The sequence below is a fragment of the Clostridium swellfunianum genome, assembly GCF_023656515.1.
In the GTDB taxonomy this organism is placed as follows: domain Bacteria; phylum Bacillota; class Clostridia; order Clostridiales; family Clostridiaceae; genus Clostridium_AT; species Clostridium_AT swellfunianum.
The window spans coordinates 355,842-368,888 of record NZ_JAMOFV010000006.1; the positions used below are offsets into that span (position 1 = coordinate 355,842).

General features: G+C 32.0%; 13 protein-coding genes. 10 read left to right on the plus strand and 3 right to left on the minus strand.

What is annotated here, in order from left to right:
- Positions 1-20: 20 nt before the first annotated feature.
- From NBE98_RS01805 to NBE98_RS01835, 8 genes are all read left to right on the plus strand, one after another.
- Positions 21-863 (plus strand): MurR/RpiR family transcriptional regulator, encoded by an 843-nt coding sequence (locus NBE98_RS01805; protein WP_250811798.1) that lies wholly within the window; start codon positions 21-23, stop codon positions 861-863.
- A gap of 15 nt (positions 864-878) precedes the next feature.
- A complete protein-coding gene (locus NBE98_RS01810; RefSeq protein ID WP_250811801.1) occupies positions 879-1,334 on the plus strand; it encodes a PTS sugar transporter subunit IIA in 456 nt (151 codons plus the stop codon).
- An 80-nt stretch (positions 1,335-1,414) separates the two neighbouring features.
- Positions 1,415-2,362: a GNAT family N-acetyltransferase gene (locus NBE98_RS01815; RefSeq protein WP_250811803.1), complete on the plus strand. Its 948-nt coding sequence runs from the start codon at positions 1,415-1,417 to the stop codon at positions 2,360-2,362.
- Positions 2,363-2,427: 65 nt separating this feature from the next.
- On the plus strand, positions 2,428-2,865 hold the full coding sequence (locus NBE98_RS01820; protein WP_250811805.1) for a DUF3284 domain-containing protein: 438 nt from the start codon (positions 2,428-2,430) through the stop codon (positions 2,863-2,865).
- Between the two features lie 78 nt (positions 2,866-2,943).
- Positions 2,944-3,066, plus strand: a complete 123-nt coding sequence (locus NBE98_RS22365; RefSeq protein WP_284703588.1) for a hypothetical protein — start codon at positions 2,944-2,946, stop codon at positions 3,064-3,066.
- Positions 3,067-3,190: 124 nt separating this feature from the next.
- Positions 3,191-3,931, plus strand: a complete 741-nt coding sequence (locus tag NBE98_RS01825; RefSeq protein WP_250811807.1) for a tRNA1(Val) (adenine(37)-N6)-methyltransferase — start codon at positions 3,191-3,193, stop codon at positions 3,929-3,931.
- A gap of 13 nt (positions 3,932-3,944) precedes the next feature.
- Positions 3,945-4,787 carry a 16S rRNA (cytidine(1402)-2'-O)-methyltransferase gene (gene rsmI, locus NBE98_RS01830; protein WP_250811812.1) on the plus strand — a complete coding sequence of 281 codons (843 nt, stop codon included), beginning with the start codon at positions 3,945-3,947 and terminating at the stop codon, positions 4,785-4,787.
- Positions 4,788-4,928: 141 nt separating this feature from the next.
- Entirely contained in the window at positions 4,929-6,044 is a 1,116-nt protein-coding gene (locus tag NBE98_RS01835; RefSeq protein WP_250811813.1) for a C40 family peptidase, read from the plus strand.
- 114 nt (positions 6,045-6,158) lie between these two features.
- On the opposite strand, the gene NBE98_RS01840 is transcribed toward NBE98_RS01835, so the two are convergent.
- Positions 6,159-6,404, minus strand: coding sequence for an AbrB/MazE/SpoVT family DNA-binding domain-containing protein (locus NBE98_RS01840; protein ID WP_250811815.1), 246 nt, complete (start codon positions 6,402-6,404; stop codon positions 6,159-6,161).
- Between the two features lie 504 nt (positions 6,405-6,908).
- On the opposite strand from NBE98_RS01840, the gene NBE98_RS01845 reads away from it, so the two are divergent.
- Positions 6,909-7,607 (plus strand): YesL family protein, encoded by a 699-nt coding sequence (locus NBE98_RS01845; protein ID WP_250811817.1) that lies wholly within the window; start codon positions 6,909-6,911, stop codon positions 7,605-7,607.
- A gap of 167 nt (positions 7,608-7,774) precedes the next feature.
- Here the strand turns inward: NBE98_RS01845 and NBE98_RS01850 are convergent, their stop codons facing one another.
- Positions 7,775-9,664 (minus strand): endonuclease MutS2, encoded by a 1,890-nt coding sequence (locus NBE98_RS01850; RefSeq protein WP_250811819.1) that lies wholly within the window; start codon positions 9,662-9,664, stop codon positions 7,775-7,777.
- A gap of 539 nt (positions 9,665-10,203) precedes the next feature.
- Between NBE98_RS01850 and NBE98_RS01855 the strand changes: the two genes are divergently transcribed.
- Positions 10,204-11,613: a tetratricopeptide repeat-containing diguanylate cyclase gene (locus tag NBE98_RS01855; protein WP_250811828.1), complete on the plus strand. Its 1,410-nt coding sequence runs from the start codon at positions 10,204-10,206 to the stop codon at positions 11,611-11,613.
- A 451-nt stretch (positions 11,614-12,064) separates the two neighbouring features.
- Here NBE98_RS01855 and NBE98_RS01860 read toward each other — a convergent pair whose 3' ends face one another.
- Positions 12,065-12,961 carry a selenium metabolism-associated LysR family transcriptional regulator gene (locus tag NBE98_RS01860; protein ID WP_250817433.1) on the minus strand — a complete coding sequence of 299 codons (897 nt, stop codon included), beginning with the start codon at positions 12,959-12,961 and terminating at the stop codon, positions 12,065-12,067.
- Positions 12,962-13,047: the final 86 nt, after the last annotated feature.

A 13,047-nucleotide genomic window follows, 5' to 3' on the forward strand; every position in this document is an offset into this window, starting at 1 on the left:
ATTTGTGTATGGGGGAACTTATGAATAATAAAATCAGGATAGTGTACGAATCCTTATCTAAATCCGATAAAATAATTGCTGATTTCTTTCTACAAAGCGGCAAAGACATAATCAGCATGAATATTCAAGAACTGGCTGCAGCTATCGGCACATCTACTGCATCGGTTTCAAGGTTTGTAAAAAAGGTTTTGGGCATGAGCCTTTCGGAAGCGAAGATAGAACTAGCTAAAAACATTGAAAGCCTGAGTTTGGAAAATACTAACGAGATTTTTAGCTGGGCTATGGATTTTAATGCAGCTCCTCAAAAAATTGTTTCACATATAGAGTCCGTTTGTAATGATGTTTTGCATTTTAATAATTTGAAAGTTATAGAAGAAGTGATAGAGGCCTTGGCAACTGCAAATACAATTTATTTATTCGGTGTTGGAAGCTCAGGCATTGTTGCACAGGATTTGCAGCAGAAGCTAGTAAAGCTTGGAAAAAGAACTGTATTTAATATGGACAGTAATTTTGGAGTATTGAATGCAGCCTTATGTACAAAAGATGATGTGGTTATAGCTATAAGCTTCAGCGGTAATACAAAAGAGGTTAACATTCCTGCAAAATGGGCTAAAAATCATGGTGCTAAATTAGTTGTAATCACAGGAAATATGAAGAACAAGCTTCGTTCCATGAGTGACTATTGCGTAACTGTACCAAGCCTGGAATTAAATGAGTCTCGTTTAGCAGCCATATTTTCAAGATATGGTCAGTTGTTTGCTATTGACGTTATATTTATAGGATTAGCAAAACGACTAACAAGTTCACCAGAGACTTTGATTGGCGGATACAAAGATTTATTAAAGGAATTAAGAGAGAAATAAATAAGGTGGTAATATATGAAAAAATGTACAGATTTTATTGCCCCTATGAGTGGAAAGCTATTGGATATTTCTAAGGTTCCAGATATAGTATTCAGCGATCGTGTTATGGGAGATGGTTTTGCCATTGACATAAGTTCCTCTGAAGTTTTAGCGCCTCTAGATGGAACCGTAAGTGTGGTGTTTCCTGGAGGCCATGCAATTTGCATTAGTGGAGATAATGAAATACAGATATTAATTCATATTGGGCTAGAAACACATGGTATTGCAAGCATTTATAAAATCAAAGTAGAAAAGGGACAACAGGTTAAACAGGGAGATTTGCTTGTAGAAGCAGATTATAAAAAGATACGTAAAAAAGCTAAATCATCTATTTCTCCCATTGTGTTTTTAAATCAGGAAACCGTTCACCTTCTAAAGGAGAACCAGGAAGTTAATGCCGGGGAAAATGAAATTGTAGAGGTAATGTATTAATGTGAATGTTAATAAGTGCGATCTACTTTTATGTATAGTATATATAATAGACTTCTAGTTGATATTTTGGAGGTTTAAGCATGTTATATAGAGAGGTTCAAAGCAAGGATATTGATGATATAATACAGATTTGGAACAGCAGCATTTTTCAGGACAATATTGAAAAGGCACAGCTTGTTAAGTATGTATTCTGCGATGAAAACTATGATTCCAGGTACTTTCAGGTCGCATTGGATGAAGATAAAGTTGTTGGGTTCATAATAGGAATGAAACGCAAATATCCTTATTGGGAAAAAGGATTACAGGAAGACAAGGCGTGGATAACGGCAATGGCTGTGGATTCCTATTATAGAAGACAAGGAATTGCCGGAGAACTGCTCCGACGTATAGACGAGATTTGGTATAAAGAAGGGATAAATCAAATATCACTAGGAACCTACAGCCCTAATTATTTTTTCTCAGGTATTTGGGAGGGCTATAAGAAAGCAGCTGAATTCTTTACCTCAAAGGGCTTTAAAAAGAGAGATGCTGCTTATTGGATGAGTCGTTCATTAAATGGCTATAAGATTCCGCTAAGCATAGATGAAAGAAAAAAGCAGAAAGAATCAGTGGGATACAGCTTTATATCTTTTAATTGGAATTATGGGTTGGATTTAATTGAATTTATGAAGGAGAATTTTAGTGTAGGATGGCGCAAGCATATAATTGAAGCAATGAATAATAATCAGGCAGAAGACACCGTTATACTATGCTTGTTTAAGGACAGCATTGTTGGATATGTACAGCGTTCAATAGATGGAAATCCAAGCCGGTTTGGACCCTTTGGAGTAGCTGAAAAATATCGAAATGAGGGGCTTGGAGCAATCTTAATCCATGAAATGTGGAAGTCAATGGAAGAAAAGAAAATTCCGTATGTGTTCTTTAAATCCACAGAAGAAAATGGAAGACGTTTTTATGAGAGGCAGGGTATGCATGTAGATAGAGTTTTTTATCATTATGATATGGTAAAAGCTATAAGTGATCTTTAAGGGTAGCTTGCTGGCGAAATAAGTAATCCACACTACCCAATATTCTAAGTGGAGGGAAGAAAACTGTGAAAGTTACAGAGCACCTTAAAGTAAGCAATCATAAATTTTATCAGTACTTAATAGACCAAGTGTTAAAGGATATAGAAAAGTCCACAAAAAAAGCGCTTAAACCTGAAGAAATAATGGATGGGTACAATTATGTAAAAAAAGTAAAGATGAGCAATGGAAAAACCTATAGCTTAAATATTACTGTAGGACCAATAGTTGAAGATAAGTATTATGAATTATCCTATGAAAGTCCAACTGCTGTAAACAAATATTATTATGATATTAGAAAGATGGATGATAATTCTATTGATGTAACGTATTTTGAAGAAAACTCTGCTAAAGGAAGTCTTAATAATTGGATTCACCAGTTTAAGAAGAAATTATCTCAAAAGTCAATTGAAATGAAAATATCAAATTCCTTAAGACAAATGGAAAAGATAATTATAGAGGGATAAGAACCTGTGATATGTATGCTCCCCTTATGGTAGACAGATAAAATAAAAACTGTTTATCATAAGAAGGGGCATATTTTTATGGTAAGAAAATCGAAGATATCATTTGAAGATAAATGTAAAGTTCTTGATAATTTTTTAAATAATAAAAAAGGATTACGCGGAATAGCAAGAGAAGATCAAGTTGAGCCAAGTTCAGTGTAAAAGTGGATTTCATGAATGACTTTAATTTTAATAACAATCTTTGCGTTAGATACAAGCTATTACTTGTTTATGAGTAATTAGAAATATATAATATAAAAGATAATGGAATGAAAGTAGTGATGTTATGAATTTTTTAAAGGATGATGAGACATTAGACGATCTTCAGCTTGGAGGTTTATTTGTTATACAGAAAAAAGAAGCTTTTAGATTTGGTGTAGATGCTGTACTTTTAGCTAATTTTGCAAAAGTTAAAAGAGGAATGAGAGTAATGGATTTATGTACAGGTACAGGAATTATTCCTTTCTTATTAGCTGGAAAAACTGAAGCTTCATATATTACTGGTATAGAAATACAAACTGAAATGGTTGAGATGGCAAAGCGTTCAACTATCTTTAACAAGATTGAAAATAAGGTTGAATTTATAAATGGAGATTTAAAAGACTTAAAGCTTTTAAAAACTATACCAAAGGTTGATGTAGTGACAGTTAATCCACCATATAAGCTTCAAAACTCTGGACTTGTAAACCCAGATGATAAAAATGCTATAGCAAGACATGAGATATGTTGTACTCTTGAGGATGTTATAATAGCGTGTAGAACTGTTTTAAAGGATAATGGAAGAATGTTTATGGTTCATAGGCCAGAAAGACTTGCAGATATTTTATGTACAATGAGAAAGCATAAGATAGAGCCAAAGACTATTAGAATGATTCATCCTAATACAAAGAAGGCTCCTAATATTGTCCTTGTTGAGGGGCAAAGGGATGGAGGAGCATTCTTAAAGTGGGATCCACCTTTATATGTTTATAAGGATGAAGGAGGATACACTCAGGAAATTGATGAAATTTACGGAAGAGTAAAGTAAAGGAGTTGTTCGAATGTCAGGAAAGTTATATTTAGTACCTACTCCTATAGGAAATTTAAAGGATATAACGCTGAGAGCTTTAGAGATATTGAATTCTGTTGATATTATTGCTGCTGAAGATACTAGACAGAGTTTAAAGCTTTTAAATCACTTCAATATAAAAAAATCATTAATAAGCTATCATCAACATAATGAACAGGGAAGAAGTGAAAACATAATTGAAAAACTTAAAGGGGGACTGAGCGTTGCGATTATTAGCGATGCAGGTACTCCAGGTATTTCGGACCCAGGAAGTGTTATAGCAGTAAAATGTATTGAAGAAGGAATTCCATTTGAGGTGCTTCCAGGGGCAACTGCTATAACTACTGCCTTGGTTTATTCAGGTCTCGACACCACAAAATTTTTATTTAGAGGTTTTTTGCCTAGAGAGAATAAAGATAGGAGACCAATTTTAGAAGATTTGAAGTCTAGAACAGAAACACTTATCTTCTATGAAGCTCCACACAGGCTTTTAGATACGCTTCGCTTCTTAAGAGAGAATCTGGGAAATCGAGCAATAGCTATTTGCAGAGAACTTACCAAGCTTCATGAAGAAATACTTAGATTTAGCTTAGAGGAAGCTGTTGTGCACTATACAAACAATTCGCCAAGAGGTGAATATGTTTTAGTTGTTGAAGGAAAAAAAGAAGAAGAGATACAGCAAGAAGAAAAGGCCAAGTGGGAAAACCTTTCTATAGAAGAACATATTAAAAAATACATAAGCGAAGGTTTAACTAAAAAGGAAGCATTAAAAATGGTATCAAAAGACAGAAATCTTCCTAAATCTGAAGTCTATAAATATTCATTTGATTTATAATATGTAATAACATGGAAACAATGCAAATGTTGTGATAAATTATGTAAAAAACACATATTTCCATTGTTGAATTTTAAATATTAGTGTTATAATTGATTTGTATGATTAAATACATAGAACACAGGGGAAGGGGTGTTGCTTTTGAAAAAGAGATTTATTTCTCTATTAATGGCTTTAGGAATAGTTATGTCGTCAAGTATTCCTGTCTTTGCTAATCCAAGCCAGACTGAGCTAAACGGCCAGTTAAGACAACAGCAAAATGAACTTCAAGAAGATAAACAAGCTCTAGATGAGTTAAGAAGTAAAAGAGAAGACATTGAACAAAACATAGAAATGCTTGATTTTGACATAGAAGAGCTTATGAGAGAGACTGATAGTATTAAGAGTCAGATACAGCAGAAACAGAAGGATATAAAAGCTGCAGAAGCACAGATTACAAAAGCTGAAGAAGATATGAAAGCAGAAAAAGAACTATATGGCAAAAGAATTAGAGCCATGTATGTTAACGGTGTTGATGGCTACTTAAATATTATATTAGAATCAAAAGGGTTAAATGATTTCTTCTCAAGAATTGAAGCTGTTAAAAGAATTGCAGAGGCAGATAAAAAGATTATAGCAGAGATAAACGCTAAAAAGCAGGAAGTAGTTAAGAAAAAAGAAGCTTTAGATGCTGAGAACAAAAAGCTTTTAGCGCTTAAAGCAGAGAGTGACCAAAAATTAGCCAAGCTTAATAAAAGTAAGAGTGAACAAGATAAGCTAAGAGCTGATTTAAGAGCTCAGGAAAAGAAATACGCTGCCGAGATAGCTAAAGAACAGGCTTTGATTAACCAAACTCTAAAACAAATACAGGAAGTCAAAAATAGGGTTCCTGCATATGTTCCTTCAAGAGGAGCTTCAAGTTATTCACAAGATGCCGTTGTTGCATATGCGGCTAATTTTTTAGGAACACCTTATAGGTGGGGAGGAACAAGCCCTTCAGGTTTTGATTGCTCTGGATATATGCAATATGTGTACAAGCACTTTGGCATTAGCCTTCCAAGAGTTGCAGCTGATCAAGCTAACGTTGGAACCTATGTTCCTAGGGAACAGCTTCAGCCTGGAGACTTAGTATTCTTTAAAAAACCAGGACGAGCTATACATCACGTAGGTATGTATGTAGGAAATAATTCTTATATACATGCACCTCAAAGTGGCGATGTCGTAAAAATATCACTGCTTACTAGAGGCGACTATTATACTGCAAAAAGAGTTAGATAAAAAGCTGCGGAAAGAGTTCCGCAGCTTTTATTTACACAAAAAGGTTAGCCACAGGTTAGAGTTAACCTGTGGCTGGGAATTAAATGTATTTATATGAAATTAATCGTAAAAGTATTATTTATCGGACTTTAATTCGCCCATACAGTTTTTGCAGATATTCTTGCCTTTGTAGTTAACAACATCTCTTGCATCTCCGCAGAATATACAAGCTGGTTCATACTTCTTAAGTATTATTTGCTCGCCATCTACGTATATTTCTAAAGCATCTTTTTCTGCAATATCTAAAGTTCTTCTAAGTTCTATTGGAATAACTATTCTTCCTAATTCGTCTACTCTTCTTACTACGCCTGTTGATTTCATAAAATTTTCCTCCTAATGCTAACATCGTTCGACATTGTTTGATTAAATAATAACAAATATGACATAAAAAGTCAAGGGTTGTTTATTATTATTTCGAATTTATTTACAAATTTCTTACTAAATTCCATCTATAGTTAATATACTACCATATTATTCAAAAGTCAATATATTTTCTATAAAAATATACAAAATTTTACTATATGTCCTAGCCTTGTGTTTGCAAGAACTATTCAAGAATCAAAAGAACTTATCATGGAAATCTACGGATATGCTTTAAAAATATGGGTTTTTAATAAAAAAGTAAATATGTGGGTTGTTCTGAATAATATGTCGAATGCTTGTACATATTTAATATAGCAATAAAATATCATAGAGATTACAATTATTATAAAGTTAATAAAATTCTTAAGAATATTATGATATAATAATTAATGAAAAATATAATAGCAGAGAATAAAAATTACAGCTAGGGGGTGAAGCTGCTCGTTTTGAGTAGCTAATTTTATGAGTAAAAAGAGAGAGTTTGGAGAAGGACCTATTTATACTGCTACTAACTATATAATGTGGTTTTTCTTAGGGAATTTTTATTTTTTAATTTGTAACATACCGTTATTATTTGTTATCTTTAGCTTTAGTGGTGAGTTTATTAATGAGTATTTGGTACTACTAGTGTTGTCAGCTCTTCCGGTTGGACCAGCATATACGGCTTTGTTATCAACAATGGGTAAGCTTGTAAGAGAAAAGGATATAAATACAACAAAGGATTATTTTTCGGCGTATAAAACAAATTTTTTACAGTCTTTGTTCGTTTGGACACTGCAAGTTGTTTTAATTATTATACTTATAATTGATATGAGATTCTTCGCATCTAAGGGTTATGGCAGAATTGCTATTCCGGTAGTGTATTCGCTTATTGCAATAATACTGGCTACAAGCATATATGTCTATTCGATTATTTCAAGATTTTATTTAAAAACTAAAGATATAGTAAAACTCTCGTTATACTTTTTAGTTTCTAAGTGGAAGATTACAATTTCATGTATATCAGTTTTTATTATAAGTTATGGAATAGCTTATAAGTTTGCATCTATTGGAAGTTTGTTTATAGTGAGCTTAGCTTGTTATTCTATTATGTTCCTTCAAAAGGATGTATTGAAAGATATGGAAGAAAAACTTAAAGAAAAACAATTAGTTGAGGCATAATAAAAAGTCTGTATTGAAGAATAAAATATTTTAAAAGGCAGTGAAGGTCTCATTTAATTGATGCTTCACTGCCTTATGTCCTTTTCTTTTTGTATCTTTACCAGTAAAATTCCACTTAAGAATGAGATTTTATCTAATTGCCTATCTTTAGAGTGCTATAATGCTATCTACTTTAAATGACCTTTTTTAATTTCCTTTAAAGCCTTTTTAGACCCTCTCTCTATATCTCTATTAAGTTTTCTTTCCTTATAATCAACAAATAATTGATTTAAGTCATATCCTTCTGGATATAATTCTGTGGCTTTAATTTCTAATTTTAATCTCTTATAATTCACCTCAATAAATTCTTTATTAAATAATATAGTTACATTGTTGTACCTATTCTTTTCTTCATAAACAATGGCACTTTCTTTATTATCAAGCCAAAGCACCTTATCCCCTACGGCCAATTCATATATTTCTGGGTTACCTTCTCGAATATCTTTTTTCTTATTAATTTTGCTCTCCTTAATTAATTCATAATTATAATCCTTACTTTCTATATATCTTCTAGTTTTTTCGATTATACTATCCGAAATCCCCATTTTCTTTGATATATAAAGAGCATTACTATCCCCTGTTTTTCCTATATTGAGCTTATATAACGGTTCTAAAGTTTCCTTTCTAAACTCCATAGCAGCATTTTCAAAGTCTGGATGCTGCTGAGAAAAGTTTTTAATTTCTCCATAGTGAGTTGTTGCTACTGTTATGCATCCCTTATGATACACTTCCTCTAAGATCGCTATTGCTAAAGCAGCCCCTTCATTTGGTTCTGTTCCACTACCAATTTCATCAAACAATAATAATGTTGATTTACTGCTTTCTTTTATTATATAAGCTAAACTTTTCACATGAGATGAAAAAGTACTCAGAGCATTTTCAATACTTTGATTATCACCTATATCTACAAATATTTTGTTAAAGATGGAGATTTCTGTGCCTTCCTCAGCTTTTATATGAAAGCCTGATTGAGTTGCAAGAGTTAACATTCCTAAGGTTTTTAATACCACTGTTTTTCCTCCTGCATTTGGTCCTGTAATAATTAGTGACCTGTAATGCTCCCCTATTTCAAAATCTAATGGTACTCCATTCTTAATTAAAGGATAGCTTCCTTTAATTATTTTTATATAGCCATTCTCATTTAGCTTAGGCTTTATTCCTTCTATATCTCTACTATACTTTGCTTTTGCCCAAATCATATCGTACTCAGATATTACATCAATATTAATTTTAATTTCTTTTATTCTTTCATACAGTATTTCTGTTAAGGTAGCTAAGATTTTATATTCCTCCATAGACTCTTCAACCTTTAAAGTTGATAGTTCAGAAGTGTACTTCTCAACTACATTAGGCTCTATAAATACTGTATTGCCCTTTAATGAAGTTTCAATAATTGCACCTTCAACCTGATTTTTAAAGGCAGCCTTTATAGGGACAGTATATCTTCCATTTCTTTGGCTTATAAAGAACTCTTGTATATATTGCTTATTTGCAGAACTTTTCAGAAATTTTTCAAGCCTATCTTTTATATTACCTTCACATATATCAATGTGCCTTCTTATTTTTTTTAATTCCTTTGAAGCATTAGAATCTATTCTATTCCCTGTTATTGATGTATTTATTTCTTCTTCTATATAGCTTAAATCTGTTATATTATAGCTATATGAACTTAAGGTAGGTGCATAGCCATCTTTATCCGTCATAAATACTTTAAGTTTTCTGCATCCTCTTAAAAAGTTTGCCATCATACTTAAATCCTCTGGATATAACGAAGCACCCTTTTCCATTCTATCTATAAGTGGACTTATATTAAATATTCCATCAAAAGGGATGTGGTATGAAGCGTCTAAAAGCGTTCTTCCCTCAGAGGTTTCATTCAGTCTTCTATTTACTACCTTTATATTTGTACTTGGTTCTAGTTTATCTATCATGGATTTACCTAAGCCACTGGCGCAATATGATTTAACTATCTCCTTTAACTGGTTATAGTGTAGTTTTTCTAACGTTATATTATCCATTATTAATTCCTTCCTTAACTTTATTCAAGTCAACGAAACCTAGATAGATTTCATTGTTAATTATTAAAATAAAAAAAGCTATGGATAATCCACAGCTTAATTGCAACTTTAATAAAGGGTAATAACCCCCAAAGTAGTTTCGTGGACTCGTATCTAAATAGTGATTAATTCCATGACAATTAAAGGTATTAAACCCCTTAATTTTAGAATTAATATTAAATTACTATTTTAGATACTAAACACTCACAAAAATACCTCTCTTTATTTGAAATCTATCTACATAAACACATTATATATAAAAACACCTAATTTATCAACTCTATTTGAAAACCTTATTTACTTATTATATCGTTATTCGTAACTACTATAAGTGATGTGTATAGCACAATTAAGATACATAGTGCAGTTTCTTAAACTTCATAATATCAAACTTACTAATTTACTTAATCTGTTGAACTTTAACAAACACTGTAATAAAATAGAAATCACAAGCTGGTAATAAATGTGTAAAAAACATAACTAAAATGGGGAGTACAACTATGACAAAAGAAGAATTGATATCGCTGCAGCAAAAGGTTACTATGCTGCGAGTTGAAGGTAGATATAAGGAAACTATTGAGAATTGTTATACCCTTCTTGAAGCTGGAATAGAACTTAAGAATTATAAATCAATTTTAACTGCCTATATAAACTTAGGAGCTTCCTTTTATTGCATTGGAGATATAGAATCAGCCTTCAATGCCCTTATAACTTATGAAGAAATTTGTGACAAGCATGGAGATGACCTCGACAGATTAAATCTCTATAATATTTTATTTTTACTGTATGAATATAGGAAAGATTTTATTAAAGCACGGGATACTCTTAAAAAGACTATAGATTTAGGGAAAAAGTTTAAAAAATATAATATTGCAAGCAATGCCTGCAGTAATTACAGTCATATATGTATTTTGGAAAAAGATTACGATATGGCCTTGGAAATTGCCCGCGAAGGGCTTAAATTTGCCAAGCTTCAGGAGCCTTACTATGAAATCCTTGAGCTGAGGGTAAAATTAAATATAGCTAGCGCATATATTGGGCTTAAGAATTATGCTACTTCTAGAACTCTGATTGATGAAATGCTCAACAATCCTATTCTAGACTCCTTTATTAGGGAAAAATCACAGTGCTTCGATTTACAAGGTCATTGGTACAGTGAGCAGGGATTGTACATAGAAGCCTTTGGCGCTCTAACCAGGGCAAAGACTTTGGTAGAAGGCTACAATGATCTTTACCTATTAAAAACCATTCAGGAAGAAAGATGCAGGCTGTGCGAGTTGATGAAGGATATTAGTCTGGGTTATGAAGTTCAGAAGGAATATATAGCTCTCTTAAATGAGATCAATAAAAAGGAGCTGGAGCAAACAGCTCTAAAGCTTGAGATAAAACGCGGCATTGCTTCTTTAGAAAAAATGGTTAATACTGACAACCTAACTGGAGTATATAACCGCAATTATATTGAAGTGACTGCAGCTAATTTGTTAAAGCAATCCTATGAGAAACACGAAAGCTTGATCTGTATTGTATTTGATATCGATAGATTTAAATCCATTAATGATAAGTATGGTCATCTTTTTGGTGATGAGGTTATAAAGAAAGTTAGCAGTGCTTGTTCAAGTATTCTTAGAGGAGATGACTTTATTGGTCGTTTTGGCGGAGATGAATTTGTTGTTATTTTAAAAGGAGCCTCTCTTAAGGATGGAGAAAGAAAAGCCAAACAGCTTCTGGAGATTGTTAGAAATTTAGAGATAACCAAAGACGGGGTACTTATTCCTATTACTCTTAGCATAGGAGTTACAGATAATTTGTCTTTAAAAACGCTAAATTTTAGTGAGTTATTTAATATTGCTGATATTAGACTCTACAAAGCTAAGCAGAATGGAAGAAACCAAGTTTGCGCTGTAAGTTAATAAAAGCTTGAGTACATTTTGTTTTTCAATACAGACTTTATTATTTATAAAACAATTTACAAATAGTGGATGCTAATGGAGTGAAAAAAATAAAAATTGAAGGTAAAGCTTAAGAAGCTTTGAATAAATTTCACAGATTTAAGTACAAGTTATCAACACATGAATTGTGGATAATGTTTATAAAAAAAATGTCTTATATTAAGAAATTAACAAAATCAACGTTTTAGAGTTATCCACAAAATCTGTGTACAAAATCCACAAAACTGTGGACAACTAATGAATAATGTTAGTAAAAATACTATATGCAATAAAATGTGTGGATTAAATCATTTTTTTGAAATATGAGAATGTCGAAATATATACAAAAATTTATTTTAAGTATTGGGAGTTTAGACATAAAATTAGCTAGCTGAAAAAAAGAACATATGAATAGCTGTGAATAATAACACAACTATTCATTAAAACTGTAAACTTCTTTGCATATATCAAAAAAAGCTCTAGCTGTTGGTGTTAGGGTTCTTCTTGAACTCGTTATGAGATAGATATATCTTCTAAGATCCAGGTCGTTAATTTTACTGGCTTTTATATTCCCTGAACTTATATAATCTTCACAGACTCCTTTTGAAACAATAGATACACCAAGGCCTCTTTTTACTAGCTGGAGAAGCGTATCTAAACTATTTACTTCGTAGCATACGTTTAATCTGGATATATCAAGCTCTGTCTCTAACATTGCTTTTTCAAAGCTCTTACGGGTTGCAGAATGTCTTTCTCTAAAAATAAACTGTTCTTTTAATAAAGCTTCAATTGATACATAGTCGGGTATTTTTAATGAGGGTTTTGAAATAAGTATCAATTCATCTTCTGTAAGTTTATAAGAATTAATTCTATCATCACTAACCTTGCTGCCAACAAGCCCAATTTCACAATCAAATTTTAATATATTTTCTATAATGTCTCCAGAAGGCATTTCTGTAATATTAAAAGTAACCTGTGGATACTTTTGTGAAAACCTGTCAACTAGCATAGGTACTATTGAATTACAGGGGGTGCTGCTTGCAGCTAAGCTGAATCTCCCAAGTATGTTATTAGTGAAACTTGACATATGATATACTGCAGCATTTCTTGTATTAATAATGTCTATGGCATATTCTAAAAAAGCTTCTCCATAAGAGGTAAGCCTAACTTCTTTTGAGCTTCTGTCAAAAAGTTGTACAGCAAGTTCTTTTTCTAGTGCAGATACTTGGGCACTTATTGTAGGCTGAGATAAAAATATAGCATCAGCAGCTTTTGAAAAACTTTTATATTTTGCAACTGTTATAAAGGCTTCAATTTGTTTAAAATCCATCATCAGCAAATCCCTTCGATAATATAGTGATTTCATTATACAATAAATTATAATATTAAAAATCATTAAAAACTATTAAAGTAATA